General features: G+C 62.3%; 20 protein-coding genes, 1 tRNA gene and 1 other RNA gene. 7 read left to right on the top strand and 15 right to left on the bottom strand.

What is annotated here, in order from left to right:
- Positions 1 to 54: 54 nt before the first annotated feature.
- Complete coding sequence (locus tag GRI34_RS03025) at positions 55 to 1,440, bottom strand: helix-turn-helix domain-containing protein (RefSeq protein ID WP_160594675.1); 1,386 nt, start codon at positions 1,438 to 1,440, stop codon at positions 55 to 57.
- Positions 1,441 to 1,588: 148 nt separating this feature from the next.
- On the opposite strand from GRI34_RS03025, the gene GRI34_RS03020 reads away from it, so the two are divergent.
- Positions 1,589 to 3,187 (top strand): isocitrate lyase, encoded by a 1,599-nt coding sequence (locus GRI34_RS03020; protein WP_160594674.1) that lies wholly within the window; start codon positions 1,589 to 1,591, stop codon positions 3,185 to 3,187.
- A 21-nt stretch (positions 3,188 to 3,208) separates the two neighbouring features.
- Positions 3,209 to 3,391, top strand: coding sequence for a hypothetical protein (locus tag GRI34_RS03015; protein ID WP_006832439.1), 183 nt, complete (start codon positions 3,209 to 3,211; stop codon positions 3,389 to 3,391).
- Positions 3,392 to 3,504: 113 nt separating this feature from the next.
- Here GRI34_RS03015 and GRI34_RS03010 read toward each other — a convergent pair whose 3' ends face one another.
- The 7 genes from GRI34_RS03010 to efp form a co-directional block, all read right to left on the bottom strand.
- Positions 3,505 to 4,797 (bottom strand): amidohydrolase, encoded by a 1,293-nt coding sequence (locus GRI34_RS03010; protein WP_160596370.1) that lies wholly within the window; start codon positions 4,795 to 4,797, stop codon positions 3,505 to 3,507.
- 161 nt (positions 4,798 to 4,958) lie between these two features.
- The gene (locus GRI34_RS03005; RefSeq protein WP_199800100.1) at positions 4,959 to 6,794 is read right to left on the bottom strand and encodes an SLC13 family permease; all 1,836 of its coding nucleotides are present in this window, start codon (positions 6,792 to 6,794) and stop codon (positions 4,959 to 4,961) included.
- A 63-nt stretch (positions 6,795 to 6,857) separates the two neighbouring features.
- Entirely contained in the window at positions 6,858 to 7,454 is a 597-nt protein-coding gene (locus GRI34_RS03000; protein WP_160594673.1) for a hypothetical protein, read from the bottom strand.
- Between the two features lie 83 nt (positions 7,455 to 7,537).
- A tRNA-Leu gene (locus GRI34_RS02995) sits at positions 7,538 to 7,622 on the bottom strand.
- Between the two features lie 59 nt (positions 7,623 to 7,681).
- Positions 7,682 to 8,500 (bottom strand): inositol monophosphatase family protein, encoded by an 819-nt coding sequence (locus GRI34_RS02990; RefSeq protein WP_160594672.1) that lies wholly within the window; start codon positions 8,498 to 8,500, stop codon positions 7,682 to 7,684.
- A 9-nt stretch (positions 8,501 to 8,509) separates the two neighbouring features.
- Complete coding sequence (locus GRI34_RS02985; protein ID WP_160594671.1) at positions 8,510 to 8,863, bottom strand: hypothetical protein; 354 nt, start codon at positions 8,861 to 8,863, stop codon at positions 8,510 to 8,512.
- Positions 8,864 to 8,866: 3 nt separating this feature from the next.
- Complete coding sequence (gene efp, locus GRI34_RS02980; protein WP_090480322.1) at positions 8,867 to 9,430, bottom strand: elongation factor P; 564 nt, start codon at positions 9,428 to 9,430, stop codon at positions 8,867 to 8,869.
- 162 nt (positions 9,431 to 9,592) lie between these two features.
- Here efp and GRI34_RS02975 point away from each other — a divergent pair, with 162 nt between their 5' ends.
- Positions 9,593 to 9,964: an elongation factor P gene (locus GRI34_RS02975; RefSeq protein WP_234028139.1), complete on the top strand. Its 372-nt coding sequence runs from the start codon at positions 9,593 to 9,595 to the stop codon at positions 9,962 to 9,964.
- Position 9,965: 1 nt separating this feature from the next.
- Here GRI34_RS02975 and GRI34_RS02970 read toward each other — a convergent pair whose 3' ends face one another.
- From GRI34_RS02970 to GRI34_RS02955, 4 genes are read right to left on the bottom strand one after another with little or no spacing between them, the layout of a single operon-like run.
- Complete coding sequence (locus tag GRI34_RS02970) at positions 9,966 to 10,640, bottom strand: M23 family metallopeptidase (RefSeq protein ID WP_160594670.1); 675 nt, start codon at positions 10,638 to 10,640, stop codon at positions 9,966 to 9,968.
- A gap of 17 nt (positions 10,641 to 10,657) precedes the next feature.
- Positions 10,658 to 11,869 carry a L,D-transpeptidase family protein gene (locus GRI34_RS02965; RefSeq protein ID WP_234028138.1) on the bottom strand — a complete coding sequence of 404 codons (1,212 nt, stop codon included), beginning with the start codon at positions 11,867 to 11,869 and terminating at the stop codon, positions 10,658 to 10,660.
- 50 nt (positions 11,870 to 11,919) lie between these two features.
- Positions 11,920 to 12,549 (bottom strand): thiamine phosphate synthase, encoded by a 630-nt coding sequence (thiE, locus tag GRI34_RS02960; RefSeq protein ID WP_160594669.1) that lies wholly within the window; start codon positions 12,547 to 12,549, stop codon positions 11,920 to 11,922.
- A gap of 54 nt (positions 12,550 to 12,603) precedes the next feature.
- Positions 12,604 to 13,497 carry a fructose bisphosphate aldolase gene (locus tag GRI34_RS02955; RefSeq protein WP_160594668.1) on the bottom strand — a complete coding sequence of 298 codons (894 nt, stop codon included), beginning with the start codon at positions 13,495 to 13,497 and terminating at the stop codon, positions 12,604 to 12,606.
- A gap of 120 nt (positions 13,498 to 13,617) precedes the next feature.
- Between GRI34_RS02955 and GRI34_RS02950 the strand changes: the two genes are divergently transcribed.
- Positions 13,618 to 14,376 (top strand): flavodoxin family protein, encoded by a 759-nt coding sequence (locus tag GRI34_RS02950; protein ID WP_160594667.1) that lies wholly within the window; start codon positions 13,618 to 13,620, stop codon positions 14,374 to 14,376.
- Here GRI34_RS02950 and GRI34_RS02945 read toward each other — a convergent pair.
- From GRI34_RS02945 to tkt, 3 genes are read right to left on the bottom strand one after another with little or no spacing between them, the layout of a single operon-like run.
- A complete protein-coding gene (locus tag GRI34_RS02945; RefSeq protein ID WP_160594666.1) occupies positions 14,373 to 15,572 on the bottom strand; it encodes a phosphoglycerate kinase in 1,200 nt (399 codons plus the stop codon). The two genes, GRI34_RS02950 and GRI34_RS02945, sit on opposite strands and share 4 nt — an antisense overlap.
- A gap of 11 nt (positions 15,573 to 15,583) precedes the next feature.
- Complete coding sequence (gene gap, locus GRI34_RS02940; protein ID WP_160594665.1) at positions 15,584 to 16,591, bottom strand: type I glyceraldehyde-3-phosphate dehydrogenase; 1,008 nt, start codon at positions 16,589 to 16,591, stop codon at positions 15,584 to 15,586.
- A gap of 27 nt (positions 16,592 to 16,618) precedes the next feature.
- Positions 16,619 to 18,598 carry a transketolase gene (gene tkt, locus GRI34_RS02935; protein WP_160594664.1) on the bottom strand — a complete coding sequence of 660 codons (1,980 nt, stop codon included), beginning with the start codon at positions 18,596 to 18,598 and terminating at the stop codon, positions 16,619 to 16,621.
- 176 nt (positions 18,599 to 18,774) lie between these two features.
- Here tkt and GRI34_RS02930 point away from each other — a divergent pair, with 176 nt between their 5' ends.
- The 3 genes from GRI34_RS02930 to ssrS all read left to right on the top strand — a co-directional run bounded on the left by GRI34_RS02930 (position 18,775) and on the right by ssrS (position 19,482).
- Positions 18,775 to 18,966 (top strand): hypothetical protein, encoded by a 192-nt coding sequence (locus GRI34_RS02930; protein WP_160594663.1) that lies wholly within the window; start codon positions 18,775 to 18,777, stop codon positions 18,964 to 18,966.
- On the top strand, positions 18,963 to 19,304 hold the full coding sequence (locus tag GRI34_RS02925; RefSeq protein ID WP_160594662.1) for a cell division protein ZapA: 342 nt from the start codon (positions 18,963 to 18,965) through the stop codon (positions 19,302 to 19,304). The genes GRI34_RS02930 and GRI34_RS02925 overlap by 4 nt, the downstream gene beginning before the upstream one ends.
- A 10-nt stretch (positions 19,305 to 19,314) precedes the next feature.
- Positions 19,315 to 19,482, top strand: a non-coding RNA gene (ssrS, locus tag GRI34_RS13475) — 6S RNA.
- Positions 19,483 to 19,502: the final 20 nt, after the last annotated feature.

Genomic DNA, 19,502 nt, shown 5'->3' with positions numbered 1-19,502 from the left:
TGTTTTACTGCGGCGCCAACGCACAAGAATTCAGCTCCGTTCCCCGGATCATGGTTACCGCTCACCGAATTCGAACGGAGTGTTGCCGCGACGCATCCGGTCGAACTGCAATTTCCTGCCGCGCGGAGGCAGCGAACGCTGACGGCAGTTCTGTCTTTGACAGGCCGCGCACCCAGGCCCGATCGGCTGTGCATCCACCGGATTGAGCGACAATCCCCTCGCCTGCGCCAGGTCGGCGGCTAGCACTGCCTCAATTCCGATCGCCACGACAAAACGTGCTTCGCCCGGAGCTCCGCTGCCTTCTACGCTACGCATAATGGTCAGCCATCCGCCCGCCTGACCTTCTCCGGCCTGCTCCAGCGCTACGAATTGCGTGACAAGCTCACCACCGGTTTCGAATGCGCGGTGTGCGTCCCAAAGTGGACAGGACACATCTGCGCTGGCAAAATGGGCGGTGCTAGCGCCGATGAAGCTTTTGGAAAATTGGCCTGCCCGATCGATGCGAACCATAAAGAACGGCAAGCCCCGCTGCCCTACTCGCTGAAGGGTAGTGAGACGATGCGCCAATTGCTCGAAACTCACCGAAAAGCGCCGCTCCAGGACGGGGAGATCATATCCTGTCGCCTCGCAGGCGCGCAGGAAGCGGCCGTAGGGCATCAGCAGAGCCGCCGCGAAATAGCCTTCGAGATGGCGTCTGAACAGGGCGCGTGCGGCTTCATCCTCGAACTCCGCGCCCTGAGCCACCGCTTCGATCTCGTCGCGCTTTTCCAACTGCGCCACCTTGAGCGCGAGCTGGAAATTGCGCGATGCCGGACCGAGCATCTCCGACAACTGGATCTGTCTTGCGTGAAGGTCCAAGCGGCTAAGGCTTTCCGGAAGCACATCGCGAGGCAGGATACGAACCGAAAGCTGGTGGCGCTCACGCAGTCGCTCGGTCAAGGCCAGCCCGATGTCTCCGCGCGACAACCGCATTTCATCCGCCAGTCCTTCCGCCGAATGGTCGAGGTCGGCGAAGTGGTTGCGCCACCGTTCGATTTCCCGGCGCGACGCCGCAAGGGCATCGTCATGCTTATCGGTACCGGGACCGGCCTTGTCGTACAGCCGGGCGAAGGCCGCCGCGACCTGGGGCGCAGTGGACAGGAACTCCTCCGCCTCGTCGCGGTCGATATCGAGATCGGAGAAGCGTTCATCGGCAAGCCGGCGCATAAGGCCATCGAGGCCACCGACCGCCTCATCCTCCCTAAGGGAGCGGGGATCGAAGTCGAATTTCTCGACCAATGCCATTACAACACGGGCGCTCACCGGACGCTGGTTGCGTTCGATCAGGTTGAGATAACTCGGCGAGATCGCCAGCCGCGTCGCCATGGCCGCCTGGGTCAGGTTTTCACGTTTACGCAGTCGACGAATAGCCGGTCCTGCCATGAGAGCGGCGTCCGCCATTTGTAAATTCCTTTACATCATTACACATCGATCTGGCAGATCAGCACGGTTTAGACAACAAATTCTGTAAATTTTCCTGTCCTGGAGCGGCTAATCGCCCCAAGTTCATGAGCAAGGCCAACGCGCCAGAACTTACAGGAGATTCGCCATGACCTATCAAAGCCGCATCGCCGAACTCGGCCAGACCATCTCGGAAAACGGCGCGCCGTGGGGCGCGATCGACGCTGCCAGCGCTGCACGCATGGCAGTTCAGAACCGCTTCCCCACTGGTCTCGACATTGCGCGCTACACCGCAAAGATCATGCGCGAAGACATGGAAGCCTATGACGCCGACCCGGCGAACTACACCCAGTCGCTCGGCTGCTGGCACGGGTTCATCGCGCAGCAGAAGATGATTTCGATCAAGAAGCATTTCGGCAGCACGAAGCGCCGTTACCTCTACCTCTCGGGCTGGATGGTTGCCGCTCTGCGCAGCGAATTCGGTCCCCTGCCCGACCAGTCGATGCACGAGAAGACCAGCGTTCCGGCGCTGATCGAGGAACTCTACACCTTCCTGCGCCAGGCCGACGCTCGCGAGCTAGGCGGCATGTTCCGCGAACTCGACGAAGCAAAGGCCAAGGGCGACGCGGTCAACACGCACCGCCTGCTCAAGGAAATCGACGAGCATGAGACGCATGTCGTGCCGATCATCGCAGACATCGACGCAGGTTTCGGTAATGCCGAGGCGACCTACCTGCTCGCCAAGAAGATGATCGAAGCGGGTGCCTGCGCCCTGCAGATCGAAAACCAGGTGTCTGACGAAAAGCAGTGCGGCCACCAGGACGGCAAGGTCACGGTTCCGCACGAGGAATTCCACCAGAAGATCCGCGCGATCCGCTACGCCTTCCTCGAACTCGGCGTTCCCGACGGCATCATCGTTGCCCGCACCGACAGCCTCGGCGCAGGCCTGACCAAGTCGATCGCCTATTCGAAGGAACCGGGCGATCTGGGTGACCAGTACAACAGCTTCCTCGATTGCGACGAAGTCGACGCTGCCGACATCAAGAACGGCCAGGTCTTCATCAGCCGCGACGGCAAGCTGCTTGCGCCCAAGCGCCTGCCGAGCAATCTCTACCAGTTCCGCCCCGGAACCGGCGAAGATCGCTGCGTGCTCGATTGCATCACCGCGCTGGAAGCGGGTGCCGACCTGCTGTGGATCGAAACCGAGAAGCCGCATGTCGAACAGATCGCCGGCATGGTCGATCGGGTCCGCGAGGTGATCCCCAACGCCAAGCTGGTCTATAACAACTCGCCCAGCTTCAACTGGACGCTCAACTTCCGCCAGCAGATCTTCGACAAGTGGGAAGCAGAGGGCAAGGACGTGTCGGGTTTCGACCGCGCCAAGCTCATGAGCATCGACTACGACGGCACCGAACTGGCGGCCGAAGCCGATGAGAAGATCCGCACCTTCCAGGCCGATGCCGCGAAGCGTGCCGGTATCTTCCACCACCTCATCACGCTGCCGACTTATCACACGGCTGCACTGAGCACCGACAACCTCGCCAAGGAATACTTCGGCGAACAGGCGATGCTTGGTTACGTCAAGAACGTGCAGCGCGAGGAAATCCGCCAGGGTATCGCTTGCGTGAAGCACCAGAACATGGCCGGTTCGGACATCGGCGATGACCACAAGGAATACTTTGCCGGCGAAGCGGCCCTGAAGGCCGGCGGCAAGGACAACACCATGAACCAGTTCGCTGCAGCCTAACGGAGAGGAAGGATGACTACGATGACCGAAGACACTCCCAAGACCGAGCCGGGCCGCGCACGCGCCCTGTTCTCGACCGCCGATTTCCGTCTCCTGCGCACCGCTCTCACGAGCTACGCGCGCCAGACCGAAGATCGCGAGGAGCTGGCGAAGATCAACGCCCTGCACCATCGCCTGGGGACCTACGTTCCCTCGGACGGTTAAACTGATCGTCCGCGCTCAAGCATTGATACGATAGCGCGGACCATACTTTCTCCTGGGGAGGAGAAACGGCCGTCGCAGCACCCCCAATGCTGCGGCGGCCGTCAATTTATGGGTCAGCCTCCGCTGCGCGGCATCAGGTCGAGCGCGGCACCGGCCAGCGCTTCGGCGCCGGTCGCCACCACCTTCTCTGCATCGGGGGCCCAGAACGGCGAATGGAGCGAGGGAAGCGGCTTGCCCTCTTCCTTCAGCGCGGTCAGCATTTCGTCGGTCGTACCACTGATCCAGAAGATCATGCTCTTCACGTCTTCGGGCGACGCGCGGCGGAACTGGCTGAAATCCTCGCCTCCCATGACCGCCGGCCACTGCATCACGCGCTCCTCGCCGAAACGAGCGCGGAAGGATGCGGCGCGCTCTTCGGAAAATTCCGGATCGTTGAAGGTCGAGGGCGTATATGGATCTTCGACCGTCACCACGGGATGCAGTTCTTCGGGCAAGCCTGCCGTAATCGCCTCGCCCTTCGCAACGCGGCGGATGCCATCGAGCAACAGCTGGCGGCTTTCGTCGGAATAGCTGCGCACTGTCAGCTGCAGCTTGGCTTCATCCGAGATAATGTTGTGCTTTGCTCCCGCATGGAAGCTGCCGACCGTAATCACCGCCGGATCGAGCGGCGAGGAATTGCGGCTCACCACCGTCTGCACCTTCATCACGATGGCACTGCCGAGCACCACCGGGTCGACCGTGGTGTGCGGATAAGCACCATGCCCGCCGATGCCCTTCACTGTGATGTCGACGCTGTCGACATTGGCCAGCGCATAGCCCGGCGTATAGCCGATGGTGCCTGCCGGAGCGGGCGCAGCGGCATCGTGGAAGGCCAGCACGTAGTCCGGCTTGGGAAAGCGCGTGTAGAGCCCGTCTTCGATCATCGCGATCGCGCCAAGGCCAAGCTCTTCTGCGGGCTGGAGGATCATGACCAGCGTGCCCTGCCAGTCATCCTTATGCTCGACCAGCAGCTGCGCCGCGCCGATGAAGCCAGCCATGTGCGTATCGTGGCCGCAGGCGTGCATGACGCCGGTCGTCACGCCGCTGGCAGGCGTTGCCGTTTCCTTGCTGGCGAAGGGCAGCCCCGTCCGTTCGATCACCGGCAGTCCGTCCATGTCAGCGCGCAGCATGACCACCGGACCGTCACCGTTCTTCATCACCGACACGACGCCGGTCTGACCGACGCCTTCGGTCACCTCGAAGCCGAGATCACGCATCCTTTTGGCCAGCTTGGCAGCGGTCTTGTGCTCTTCGAAGCTCAATTCCGGATGCGCGTGCAGGTCGCGGTAAAGTTCCATCAGGCCGGGCATGTCGTCGGCCAGCGAAGCGCGCAGGTCCTGCGCCGAGGCGGGTGTTGCGAAAGCCATCACGGCGAGCGCGGCGAGTGTAGGACGCAAGTTGGACTTCACTGGTATCTCCCCCACAGAGTGGAACACGTGGAGCACGGTCCAGGGGAAGGAATCCCCGGAGCCACTTCCGGCGTTCGATTGCGCAACTGTCTGGCACGCCCGGAGGCCGTAGGGAAGGCCTAGAGCCCGTAGGTGAAAACGAGAGTGGCGGAGAGCGCGACGACCATGATGATCACCAATGGCACGCCAGTGCGCACGTAATCGAAGAATTCGTAGCTGCCTTCCGACATGATCAGCATGTTCGTCTGGTAAGCGATCGGGGTCGCGTAGCAGAGGTTGCAGCCGAAAAGGACGGCCAGAACCATCGGTTCCGGCGGCAGGCCCAGCTGGTTCGCAATGGCAAAAGCGATGGGCGTGCCGACCGTTGCAGCCGTGGCGTTCGAGGCGAAATTGGTAATAAGCGTCATGGTGAGCATGATCACGGCAAGCGATGCGGCCGGGGTGAGATATTGCAGGCCGCTGGCCATCACCAGGCCGATCCAGTCCGCCGCCCCGCTTTCGAGGATCACACGGCCAAGCGCGATGCTGGCCGCGACCAGCACGATGACCGAGGCCGAAAGGGCGCGGCCCACACGGTCGAATTTCACACATCCGGTCACGAACATCAGGATCGCACCGAGCAGCGCCGAAATCGCAATCGGAACCTTCAGGAGATAGAAGCCGCCCGATCCGTAAAACGGCAGGCCTACGGATGCGAGCGCCACCGAAGCGCCCATGATCGTCGCCGCGAGCACCGCCTTGGAACGACGCGGCAATTCACGCCGGCCTTCCAGTGTCAGCAGGCCGTCGGCACGTTCGAAATGTTCGATATCCGCAGGCAGGCCCATCACGAGCAGGACGTCGCCTTCAATCAGGCGCATGTCGCCGCCTTCGGAGTACTGGTCCTTTTCGCCAAGCAAGCGCTCTGGCCTGTGCGTGCCGATCACGGCAACACCGTAAAGGTCTGCAATGCCTGAGCTCGGCAGCGTCCGGCCAATCAGGCGCGAATCCGCAGTCACGGTCATTTCGACGACTGCGATGTCGACGCCCTTGTCATGCGAATTGCGGCGAATACGGTCGATTACCCAGCTGGGCGCTGCGTCGCCGCGCAGGACTGACATTGCTTCTTCGATCGCTTCGTGCGTGCCGGTCATCAGCAAGCGATGCTGCGGCCTTAAAAGTCCCGGCGGAACGTCATGAAATTCGATCCCGTCGGGAAGGCGCGAGGCCACTTCGGACAATTCGCGTCCGTTCAGGATAGAATTCTCGGTAATACGCAGGCGCGTCTCGAACTTGCGCAGGGCGTGCACCTGCTCGATCCGGTTGCTCTTCAGCATGCGCGGCATGACTAGCCAGACGTATGGCAAGGCGACCAGGCAGGCGACGATGACGATCGGGGTAAAGTGGAACACGCCCATTCGCTCCATCCCCAGGTCCACCGCGATGGAAACGACGAGGATGTTGGTCGATGTCCCGATGGTGGTCGCAAGACCGCCTAGCAGCGATGCCGCGTTGAGCGGAATCAGCGTTTTAGATGCAGGCATCAGCCCACGTTCCGCCAAGGCGACGAAAATCGGGATCAACAGGACCAGGACGGGCGTGTTGTTGACGCCCATGGAAAGGACGAAACAAACCACCAGCGAGAACAGCAGTCCCAGCTGGAGGTTTACCTTGAACACCCGCTCGAGAAAGCGCGCTGCAGGCTCAAGCGCGCCCGTGACGACAAGGCCGCGCCCCATCACCATAAGCGCACAGATCGTGATCAGGGCGTAATGGCCAAAGCCCGAGAAAGCGAGTTGCAGCCCGTCCGTGGGTGCGCTGCCTTCGAGTGGGAAGAAATAGAGACCGACCGCAATAACCGCGATTGTCAGGAGCGAGATGATCTCAATGGACATTCGCCCGCGCGCAAAGGCGACGAACATGGCGAGGGTAACCGCCATTGCGGCAATCGCGTGATAGGACGGCATGCCGATCATTCGCAGCGATGAATTCCACCGCTAGGCAGGAATATCAAGGGTTTTCGCGCCTCGACCGGCTGATTACGCGGTACTGCGCGCTCTTTCCGCCCACAGCAGGGACAAAGCCACGAGAGCGGTCGCGACCGTGCCTACGCCGCCAGCGGGGAAGGTCCACGCCTTGGCATCCACCATCGCGAGCAGGTTCAGGCCGATAGCCCCCAGCCCGGCAAGCGCCGTCAAAACGCCAAGGCCCTTCGCCCAGACCGGGCCGCTGCGCCAAATGCCGCTGCCAAGCGCAATAGCCACCGCGCCGAGAATCAGCTTGGCGAGGAAGTAGAGGAAGAATGCGCCTGCAAGGATGGCCGCAAACAATTGCGGCTCGCTCTCGCTGGCTTCCATGGCGGGTGCGAACATCGAAAGGCCCATGCCCACCTGGAGCAGGTTGAGCATACCCGACACCGCGATGGCAGCCCATAGAGGCGATTGGTCCGGCCTGCGTGCGGCAAGGGCCAGCGCGAAGATCGACACTGCCGAGAAAGCGAAAAGCTCGGTAAACCACGTCAGTGGCCGCAACATTTCATTCTCGGAACCCGACACGACGGTGATGTAGAACACCTGGCTCGCCACGGTAAGCAGGAGCGCTGCGCCAACCGCGCCCACCAGTGATTGTGTTTTCAAGATTAGTCCCCTTGCCGCCCCTTGTGGGCTGTCATGCACCACCATTCGTGCCGGCAGGCAAGAAGGTTACGGCAAAGAGCGTGTGGTACCCCCGGCCGGACTCGAACCGGCACTTCGTAAGAAACTCGATTTTGAGTCGAGCGCGTCTACCAATTCCGCCACGGAGGCCCATGATGGACGGCGGGGATTAGCCCCGCTCGCCCATGCCATCAAGCGCTGTTTTCACCCTATTTGAGCGCGCCCACCAGCATCTTGTGCAATTTGGAGTGCAGGACGTCGTTCGCGGCAAGCACCTGCTTTGAATGGATCGGCTGCGAACGGCCACGGAAGTCGGAAACAAAGCCTCCTGCTTCGCGCACGATCAGGCAACCGGCTGCAGTATCCCAGTCGTTTAGACCGCTTTCCCAGAAACCGTCGAAGCGGCCTGCCGCGAGCCACGCAAGGTCGAGTGAGGCCGCGCCGAAGCGGCGGATGCCTGCGACATTGGGACCGATGGCACCGAAGATGCGCGACCATTCGGAAAAATCGCCATGCCCCTGGAAGGGAATGCCGGTCGCGATCAGCGCTTCGGACGGCGCGCGGCGCGAGGAGACGCGCAACCGGCCGTCGTGAAGCCATGCACCGCGGCTCTTTTCTGCCCAGAAGGTTTCGTCGGTTACGGGGTTGTAAACGACGGCGGCGGTGACATCGCCCCAATCGTCACTGCCCAGCTTGCGCTCCTGCACCGCGATGCTGATCGCGAAATGCGGGATGCCGTGAAGGAAATTGCTGGTGCCGTCGAGCGGATCGACGATCCAGCGCGGCATGCCCTCGGCACCTTCGATGGTGCCGGCTTCTTCCATTTCGAAGCCCCAGTCGGGGCGCGCCTGTAGCAGCTCGTCGTAGATCGTGCGCTCTGCACGCATGTCGGCTTTCGACACGAAGTCGGCAGGGCCCTTGCGGCTCACCTGCAAATGTTCGATCTCGCCGAAATCGCGGCGCAGGCGGCCACCCGCCTTGCGCGCGGCTTTCTCCATAACGCGGATCAGTCCGGAAATTGCGGCCATGGGTATCTCTTACTCGGTGAGCACGCGGATCGAACGGGCTTGCAGGTGGATGTCCCCCCACTCGCAGGCCATGTCGAATTTCGTGCCTTCAATGTTGAATTTGTCGATTGCGAAGCGGCGTTGCTTGCCCTCGCCGCCGGTTTCGCGGCGGTCTAGGCTAAGCTTGGAAATGCCCGCGAACTTGAGCATTCCGGGGTGGAAGCAGCATTCCTCGCCCTCGCCCGGCGCCTCGTATTCGGGGTGCTCGGGCTCGAGGCAGAAATCCATCTCCAGCGTCAGTTCGTCATCGTTGATGATGACCGCACGCAGGGTGCTCCTGGCGATATCGACATTGTCGAACCGGCTGGCGATGGACTTGCCCACGGATCAGGACGCCTTGCCGACGTAGCTCTGTTCGTAGACGTCGACGATGATGCGCGTGCCGCTTTCGATGTGCGGCGGGACCATGATGCGAACGCCATTGTCGAGCACGGCGGGCTTGTAGCTGGACGAAGCGGTCTGGCCCTTCACCACGGCATCGGCCTCGACGATTTCGGCTTCGATCTGTGCGGGCAGTTCGACCGAGATCGGCTTTTCTTCCCACAGTTCCAGCTTCACCTGCATGCCATCCTGAAGGAACGGGCGGGCATCGCCTAACAGGTCGCTCGGCAGGTTGATCTGCTCGTAGGTGTTCTGGTCCATGAAAACCAGCATGTCGCCGTCTTCATAGAGGAACTGGTATTCCTGCGTATCGAGGCGCACCTTTTCGACCGTGTCGGCGCTGCGGAAGCGGACGTTGGTCTTCCGGCCATCCTGCAGGTTCTTCATCTCGACCTGCATGTAGGCGCCGCCCTTGCCGGGCTGGGTGTGCTGGATTTTGGCGACCTTCCAGATGCCGCCTTCGTATTCGATGATGTTGCCCGGACGGATGTCCACGCCGCTGATCTTCATGAGGAACCTGCCTTCGATGTGAAAGAGCGCCGCCCCTTGGATGACACGCGGATTCGTGCGGGGCGGTCGTGCGCCGCGCGCCTTACCCGAGCCGGGGCCAAGGGGCAAGGCAATGGAAAATTCAGCTTGTCCGCCCTATATGGGTCGGCGGAGGAATTGGTCATGATACGCCGCATCGCTATCAGCATCGCTACAGCTTCGCTTTGCACGCTCGTCCCCGCCACGGGACAGGCTCAGGGCCGCCTGGGCCTGCTCGAACAGGGCGAATATGTCTGCGCACTGCCCGGAAGCGCGACCGGACCTGCCTGGCAGGAGATGGAAGCGCATAATTTCGCGATTACGGGCGCGTCCAGCTATCGCACCGACAAAGGCGTCGGCACATACCTGCTCGAAGGCAAGCGCGTCACTTTCACCCGCGGACCGATGAAGGGGCATCGGATGATGCTGCTCTCCTCGGGGCTACTGCAGGAATTGGGAGGCGACGGAAAACTCGGCCGCTTGCGCTGTCACCGCTCCGGCCCGCTCGAAGACTGACCTACTGCTCTCCGGTAAGCAGCGGATAGGGGTTCACCGCATTGGCGGGCTCCCACCACTCCGCATCAGCCGTCGTCTGTAGTACCGCAAAGTGAAGATGCGGCGCCTCTTCCGAGGCATTGCCGCTGGAGCCGACCGTGCCGAGCCGCTGACCGCGGCGCACGCGCTGGCCCTCTTTCAGCCCTTCCGCATATTCATCGAGATGGGCGTAATAATGGATGGTCTCGCCATCGTTCGAGCGCACGTAGATCGTGTTGCCGCCCGCATCCGAGCGAAACAGCTTTTCCACCGTACCGGGTGCCGCCGCAACGACACTGGTTCCTGTCGGGGCCATGATGTCGATCGCTTCGTGCAAGCGTACGCCTTCGCCGCGCGAATCGCTGAAGGTATCGGTCAGGTCGGATATGCGGATGTTCTTGACCGGGATCAGCAGCCTGTTGCTTGCATTCTGTGCCGGTGATGTCGGCATTGCCGTATCGAGACCGGCGGCTTCTTCCGCAGTTTCATCGCCGGTGGGAGTGGCCTCCGGGCTCGGCGCGACTTCGGCAGGGCGGGTGTTCTTGCGCTGGCTTTCGCTGGTCGCGTTTTCGATCAGGCTACCCCCCGCCACGATCCAGACGATGCTGGTAATCGTGGCGGTGACGACGATGGTGAGAATGCGGTCGACGATATTCATGTCCCCTCCCTAGCCGATCAGGCTTCGAATATCACCTGTGTCGACGGCGACACCATTCGCGCAAGACGTGCAGCGTCCCAATTGGTCAGGCGCACACAGCCGCTGCTCTGCGCGCGGCCGATGGTTTCTGGCTCCGGCGTGCCGTGGATACCATAGTGTTCCTTCGACAGGTCGATCCAGACGACACCCACCGGGCCATTGGGACCGGGGGGAAGCTGGTAGGTTTCGCCCTCGCCTTCACCAAGGACCTCGGGATCGTAGGAATATGGCGGATTATAGGCTTCACCCAGAATATCCCATTCGCCGATCGGCAGGGGGAACTGGCTGGAACCGGAGCTGACGGTGAACATGGCGACCAGCTTGTCGCCCTGATAGGCCTTGAGCGTATCTTCCGACTTGCTCACGACGATGCGATCGACCTCAGGCTGGTCGCTACCGACGCCGAGCGCGGCCAGCGTCTGCTGCCAGCCCTTGTCGGTGATCGCGCCCGGCTCGATGGCGTCGCCGCCGATATTCGGGACGCGGATTTGCTGGCCTGCGCGGAAATAGCCATCGACGGGACGCTTGGTCGGGGGCGCATCGGCCTCGGCATCATTCGTGTTCGACTCGCTCGAATCCGAAGCGCCTGCAGGGCGGCCATTCGGGTTAAGCTGGCGCAGCACCTCGACCGTGGTGTGGAACCGCTCTGCCAGCTTCTCGTCGAGCGAGGTGTAGCCGAGGTTTTCCATCTCGGCCTTCTTGGCCGTGTCTTCGGGAATTTCCTTGAATTCGATATCGCCCCAGCTGGCCGGGATCGTCACCACGCGCGTAGCGGGAATGCGGTCCCACTCGGCGAGGGCGCTCTTGGTTTTTTCGTCGAGCTTGCCGGTCACTTCGAGGTCGTTCGCTTCCTGGAAGCCGGTCAGAGCGTTCTCGGTGCTCATGCCCATCTTGCCGTCGATCACGCCGGGACCGAAGCCGATCCGGTCGAGCACGATCTGCGCCTGCATTACGGGACGATCTTCGGGATCTTCGATCTGCGCGTCGGAATTGCCTGACGTGTCGCTCGCATCGTCGTTCGACGCCATGCTGTCGGCATAATTGTCGTCGCTATAGGTTTCGTAGCCTTGGTCGGGCGCGGACCCGGTCTCTGCCGAAGCGGTGTTGGTATCGGTGTCGTCCTCCGCACCATCCATGCCGCAGGCGGCAAGAGCGAGGGACGAGGCGGCGATAAACAGGAATTGGCGCATGAGTGCTCCCCAAAAACGGGGCGCAGTCCGCCCCTTTCGGAAGCTACAACTCACGCGGCGGCGATTTGCTCCGCAAAGGCTTGAACTGCCTCGACTTCATCGCCCGACCAGACCGCGCCCGACACGGCCAGGAAGTCTGCCCCGGCCTCGATCAGGGGCTTGCAATTGGCAGGCGTGATCCCGCCGATCGCGACCGAGGGGATTTCGACCATCTCGTGCCACCATTCGAGCAGGTCCGTGTCCGCCGTGTGCTCGGTTTCCTTGGTCGTGCTGGGGAAGAAGGCTCCGAATGCGACGTAGTCTGCACCGGCTTCGCCCGCTTCCAAGGCAAGGTGGCGAGAGCCATGGCAGGTCACGCCGATCTGAGCTTCGCGACCGAGTTCCTCTCTTGCGTCGCGCGGGTCGCCATCGCCCTGGCCCAAGTGCACACCGTCGGCCTTGAGCCGCTTGGCGAGCGAAATGTCGTCATTGACAATGAAGGCCACTTCACGAGCTGCGCAGATTTCCTGCAGCGGCTCGGCGAGCGCGGCAGCATCGTGCTGGTCCAGTCCCTTCACGCGGAACTGGAACGCGGTCACGACGCCCTTCCCGGCATCGAGCGCCCGTTCGAGACGCTGCGGAAAATCCCCACCCGTTTCGAGCGGGGAGATCAGGTAAAGCTGGCACGGAGTTTCGGTCATGCAACGCGCTCTATCGCCGCATGACCGATAGGCCAAGCAGATCGTAAAGAGGTGTCAGGCCCCGGTGCTGGCGCAGGCGATCTCGTCGATCGCATTGCCCAGCGCCTGGTCGAACTGCTGGTCGTCCATCTTGGCCTGAAGCACTTCGAGAAGCGCGCGGCTGAAGCTGGCGATCATGCCGTCGTTCTTCGCCAGTTCGCGGCAGGCGTCCTCGCGGCTGTAACCGCCCGACAGCGCCACGACACGCAGCACCTTGGGATGGTCGATCAGCGGCTTGTAGAGGTTCGGCTCGCTCGGGATGGTGAGTTTGAGCATGACCTGCTTGCCTTCCGGCACCCGTTCCAGCTGGTCGAGCATGTTGGAGAGCAGCAGGGCTTCCGCCTGCGGACGGCTTGCGCTGTCGAGGCTGACTTCCGGCTCGAGGATCGGGACGAGGCCGAAGGACAGGATTTCCAGGCCGTAATCCATCTGCTGCGCGACGTTGGCAGCTACGCCTTCGCGGTTCGCTTCGTGGATGACCGAACGCATCTTCGTGCCGAAAACACCCAGTTCCTTCGCGCGCCTGCACATCGCTTCGAGTTCGGGGATCGGCTTCATGAGCTGCGCGCCGTTTTCGACGTCATGCATGCCCTTGTCGACCTTGAGGAAAGGAACCACGCCGCGGCGGCTCAGCAATTCGGGAATGGGCGAACCTTCGGCGTTGCAGCCTTCCATGGTCTTCTCGAAGAGGATCGCACCGATCACCTTGCCGTTCGAGAAGGACGGGGAATCGACGATACGGCAGCGCATTTCGTGGATCTTGGCGAACATCTCGTCATCGCCGTCCCACTCGCCGTCTTCCACGCCATAGGCCCGAAGCGCCTTGGGAGTGGAACCGCCCGACTGGTCGAGAGCCGCGATAAAGCCCTGTCCGTCGCGCATTTTCGCCGTCATTTCCTCGAAATTCATGTCCGTCCTCGCTGGTGCATGCATAGGTATGCGCGGCCCATACAAAGGGCTTCGCCCTGCCGCAACGCCCTGCCGGTAACTTTACCCGCCCTCGTTCGTAATAGTGGCAAAGGAGAGACAATGCTGGACGATACCCAAGAGCGCCTTTGCGCCGAGAACAAGACGGACTTTTCCGACCTCAAGGCGCTGACGATCAACTGCACGTTGAAGCGATCGCCCGACGGCTCGCACACGGACAAGCTGCTTGGCGTGGTCGAGACGATCCTGGTGCGAAACGACGTCTCGCTCGAGCAGGTAAGACTGGTCGATCATGACATCGCGCCTGGCGTCTATCCCGACATGACGGATCATGGCGCACCGAGTGACGACTGGCCGGCAATCTGGGAGAAGGTCGAGGCCGCCGATATTCTGGTGATCGGCACGCCGATCTGGCTGGGCGAGAAATCATCCGTCTGCCAGCGCCTCATCGAAAGGCTTTATGCCCACTCCGGCCAGCGCAACGATCGGGGTCAGTATATCTTCTACGGCAAGGTCGGGGGCTGCATCGTCACGGGCAACGAAGATGGCATCAAGCACGTCGGCATGGGCGTGCTCTATTCATTGCAGCACGTCGGCTACACCATCCCGCCGCAAGCCGATGCGGGATGGATCGGCGAGGCAGGGCCCGGCCCGAGCTATGGCGACGCGAAGGAAGACGGGTCGGGCTATGTCGGTTTCGACAACGATTTCACCAAGCGCAACACGACCTTCATGACCTGGAACCTGATGCACATGGCGCGCATGCTGAAGGACGCCGGCGGCATCCCATGCCACGGCAACTCGGTCGATCTGTGGAACGAGGGCCGCCGCTTCGACGCGCCGAACCCCGAATACCGCTAGGCAGTCAGCGCAGCGACGCCGGGAAGGTCCTTGCCTTCCATCCATTCGAGGAAGGCGCCGCCTGCGGTCGAAACGAAGGTGAAATCGTCCTTCACCCCTGCATGGGCAAGCGCGGCGACGGTGTCGCCCCCGCCTGCGACCGAGGTCAGCGAACCGTCCTGCGTCAGTGCAGCCGCAGTGCGCGCGAGCGCGACGGTCGCTGCATCGAAAGGCTCCGTCTCGAAGGCCCCGAGCGGGCCGTTCCACACCAGCGTGCGGCACGTCTTGAGCACGTCGCCCAGCGCTTCGACAGCCTGCGGGCCGACATCAAGGATCATCTCGTCCGGGCCGACCTCGTGCACGTTGCAGGTCCGCAGCGATGCGGGGTTCGCCGCGAATTCCTTCGCCACCACAACATCGTAGGGCAGGTGCACGGTGCAACCGGCGTGATCGGCCGTGTCCATGATCTTGTTTGCAGTGGCGGTCAGGTCGTGTTCGCAAAGCGACTTGCCGACATCCACACCGCGCGCGGCGAGGAAAGTATTGGCCATGCCGCCGCCGATGATCAGGTGCTGCACGCGGCCCACCAGATTTTCGAGCACGTCGAGCTTGGTCGAGACCTTGGCCCCGCCCACCACGGCTGCGACCGGCGTTTCCGGGTTACCGAGCGCTGCGTCGAGGGCCTTGAGCTCGGCCTCCATCGCGCGTCCCGCATAAGCCGGAAGATGATGCGCCAGCCCCTCGGTCGAAGCATGGGCACGGTGCGCGGCAGAGAAAGCGTCGTTGACGTAGAAATCGCCGTGGGCGGCAATGCCCTTGGCAAATTCGGGGTCGTTGGCTTCTTCACCGGGCCAGAAGCGGACATTGTCCAGCAGACCGATATCGCCATTGCGCAGGATGCCGATCGACTGTTCGACCACCGGGCCCATCACCTCGGGGATGAACATGATCTCCTTGCCCAACACGTCTTCCACGTCGCCCTGCACGAAGCTGGTCGACATGGTCGAGTGGCGCTGTCCCTTCGGACGTCCGTAATGAGTCAGCAGCAGGACCTTCGCGCCCTTCTCGGTCAGTTCGAGAATGGTCGGCTTGACCGCCTCGACGCGCGTAACGTCGGTGGCCGAACCGTCCTTCATCGGCAGGTTGAGGTCGACGCGCACGAGCGCGACCTTGCCTGCAACATCACCGAGGTCGTCGAGGGTCCTGAAGCTGGCCATCATCGCGTTCCTTAGAGGAACTTCGCCATGACACCGGCGGTGTCGATCATGCGGTTGGAGAAGCCCCACTCGTTGTCATACCACGAAACCACGCGAGCCAGCTTGCCTTCCATGACGCTGGTCTCGAGGCTGTCGATGGTCGAGCTTGCCGGATAGTGGTTGAAGTCGCTCGAGACGAGCGGCTGGTCTGTGTAGTCGAGAACGCCCTTCATCGGACCTTCTGCCGCGGCCTTCAGCGCAGCATTCAGTTCATCCGCGCTGGTGTCGCGGCCCGGCGTGAAGACGAGATCGACGAGGCTGACGTTGGGGGTCGGCACACGGACCGAGCTGCCGTCGAGCTTGCCGGCGAGTTCCGGCAGGACCAGGCCGACCGCACGGGCAGCGCCGGTGGTGGTCGGGATCATGTTCTGCGCACCGCCACGGGCACGGCGCATGTCGCCATGCATCTGGTCGAGCATGCGCTGGTCATTGGTGTAGCTGTGGATCGTGGTCATGAAGCCGCGCTCGATACCGACGGTGTCGTGCAGCACCTTGGCCATCGGCGACAGGCAGTTGGTGGTGCAGCTTGCGTTCGAGACGATCACGTCTTCGGCGGTCAGCACATCGTGGTTCACGCCGTAGACGATGGTTGCCGAAACGCCTTTGGCCGGGGCCGAGATCAGGACGCGCTTGGCACCTGCGTCGAGATGAGGACGGCATGCTTCGTCGGACTGGAAGAAGCCGGTGCATTCGAGGACGATGTCGACGCCCTGTTCGCCGTGCGGCAGCTTGCCGGGTTCGCGCTCGGAAGTGACCGCGATCGACTTGCCGTTCACGATGATGGCATTGTCGCCGACTTCCACAGTGCCGGGGAAGCGGCCGTGCGTGCTGTCGTACTGGAACAGCAGGGCATTCGATTTAGTGTCGGCCAGATCGTTGATCGACACGAGGTCGAGATCGTGATCGTCACGCTCCAGGATAGCGCGCGCCACCAGGCGACCGATGCGTCCGAAACCGTTGATTGCAACCTTGGTAGCCATGCGAGAAGCTCCTGCTTAAACCTTGTTTTAATTAGGCAATTTGTTCATGATTTGCGGAACGATATCGTCCGCCGTGAGACCGAATTTCTTGAAGAGATCGCCGGCCGGTGCCGATGCGCCGAAGCGGTCAATGCCGATGTTGAGACCATCCGTCCCGGTGTAGCGTTCCCAGCCGAAGGTGGTACCCGCCTCGACGCTCACGCGCAGTGTGTTCGCCGGGATCATGTCGGCGCGATAGTCTGCGGACTGTTCGTCGAAGAGCTGGGTGCAGACCATCGAAACCACGCTGGCGCCGATGCCTTCCTTCTCGAGCCGCTCTGCGCATTCGAGAGCGACGTGCACTTCCGAACCGCTGGCCACCAGCGTGACCTTGTGGGCGTTGCTCGATTTCTTGAGGCGGTAAGCGCCCTTCGAACACATGTCCGTTTCATCGGGTGCATTGCGCAGCTGTGGCAGGCCCTGGCGCGTCAGTGCCAGGACCGTCGGGCGGTCCTTTTCGCGCAGCGCGATTTCCCAGCACTCCGCCGTTTCGACGACGTCCGCCGGACGCATGACGAGCAGGTTCGGGATCATGCGCAGGCTCTGCACGTGCTCGATCGGCTGGTGCGTCGGGCCGTCTTCGCCAAGGCCGATGCTGTCATGGGTCATGACATAGATCGCCCGGGTCTGCTGCAGGGCCGACAGGCGGATCGCAGCGCGGCAATAATCGGTGAAGACGAGGAAGGTGCCGCCGTAGGGGATCACGCCGCCATGCAGCGCCATGCCATTCATCGCGGCGGCCATGCCGAATTCGCGGATGCCGTAATAGATGTAACGGCCCGAGTAATCGTCGGCCGTGAGCGGGCCGATCCCGCCAGCCTTGGTGTTGTTCGAACCGGTGAGGTCGGCGCTGCCGCCGATGGTTTCGGTAAGCTTGCCGTTGATCTGCGCCAGAGCCATTTCGCTGGCCTTGCGGGTGGCAACCTTCTGCGGTTCGGCCATCAGCTTCTGGATGTAATTATCGAGGCTGAAGCTTTCGGGCAGGTCGCCCGCCATGCGGCGTTCGAATTCCTTGCGCTGGCCGCTCGCGTTGAGGCGATCCTGCCATTCGTCGCGGGCCTTGGCATGGTCCGCGTTTTTTGCGCGCCAGTCGGCATAGACCTGCTCGGGAATTTCAAAGGGCTTGGCATCCCAGCCCAGCACCTCACGCGCAGCTGCGATCTCTTCGTCACCAAGCGGCGCACCATGCGTTGCGCTGGTGCCTTGCTTGGTCGGAGCACCCTTGCCGATGACCGTCTTGCAGGCGATCAGCGAGGGGCGTTCGTCGGCCTGCGCTTCGTCCAGCGCGCGGCGGATGTCGTCGAAATCGTGGCCATTACAGGTGGTGACGTGCCAGCCGGTCGCTTCGTAGCGGGCCTTGATGTCTTCGCTGGTCGAAAGGTCGGTCGAACCGTCGATGGTGATATTGTTGTCGTCCCACAGCACGTTCATCCGGCCCAGCTTGAGATGGCCGGCGATACCGATCGCTTCGTGGTTGATGCCTTCCATAAGGCAGCCGTCGCCCGCGATCACCCAGGTTTTGTGATCGACCAGGGCGTTGCCGAAGGCAGAGTTGAGATGACGCTCGGCAATGGCCATGCCGACTGCCATCGCCAGGCCCTGGCCCAGCGGACCGGTGGTGCATTCCACGCCTGGCAGCAGGAAGTTTTCCGGATGTCCTGCGCAGGGGCTGCCGATCTGGCGGAAGTTGCGGATGTCTTCGATCGTGGGCTGTTCGTACCCGGCAAGGTGGAGCAGCGAGTAGATCAGCATCGACCCGTGACCTGCCGACAGCACGAAACGGTCGCGGTCTGCCCAGTCAGGTGCCTTGGGATCGTGGCGGAGGTATTCCGACCATAGCACGGCCGCGGCATCGGCCATGCCCATCGGCATGCCGGGGTGCCCCGAATTCGCCGCCTGCACCGCATCCATCGAAAGAGCCCTGATGGCGTTGGCCATCTGGACCATGCGGGCAGTGTCGATTGTCATGCTTTGTATCTCCGCGAGAGGGGTCGATTCGACGCGCGCGCACCCTTCGCGAACGCCGCGCGCGAGGTCAACCTCGGTGCGCCAGAGATGCACGGACACCCGGTTTTGGAGCGATTTATCAACAGCACGGTGCAAACCTTTGCGCTGCAACGCCAATCTTGGTATTTCTTCCCGCCATGAGCGAAGCGCGCATCTTATCTGCCATCGACAGGATTGAAAAAGCGCTCGCGCGAATCGAGACGCAGGCCGCTCTTGCAGGGAGTGCGGGGCAATCCGGCGATCTCGCCGCGAAGCACGACGCGCTGCGCAACCAGGTGAGCGCCAGCCTTGCCGAACTCGACACGCTGATCGCGGAGATGGAGCGATGAGCGACGTCAAGCTGACCGTCGGCGAACGCTCCTATACCGTCTCCTGCGCAGACGGTCAGGAACAGCATGTCGAACATCTCGCCGGCATGGTCGATGCCAAGCTCAAGGCCATGGGCGGCAACCTCACCGCGAACGAGGCGAAGAATCTCCTGTTCGCTGCACTGATGCTGGCCGACGAAGTGGACGAGGCAGGCAAGAAAGCACCCGTGGAAGCTGCGCCTGCTGCGGCGAATACCGATGCCGGACAGGGCGATGCCATTGCCGCGCGGCTCGAACGCCTGGCCACCGCATTCGAAAACGCTGCATCGGCCCTTGAGGGTGGACCTGCGGCCTCCTAAATAGGCGGCGACGGGGCTGCCCGGCACGAGCCGCATGAACATCCCTGAGGCTATAAGCAATCCAAGGGAGCCGTCCCTACCGGATTGGCGGGTTTGTCCTGGCGATCTGGATATATGGCGCCCACCTGACGTGAAGGCGTCAGAGGATTTTCCGGCAACGACCCATGGCGGTCCCGTCACCTGATTTGTCGCGCTACC

The sequence above is a fragment of the Qipengyuania aquimaris genome (assembly GCF_009827445.1).
In the GTDB taxonomy this organism is placed as follows: Bacteria; Pseudomonadota; Alphaproteobacteria; order Sphingomonadales; family Sphingomonadaceae; genus Qipengyuania; species Qipengyuania aquimaris.
This window is presented reverse-complemented; position numbering and strand designations above follow the sequence as displayed.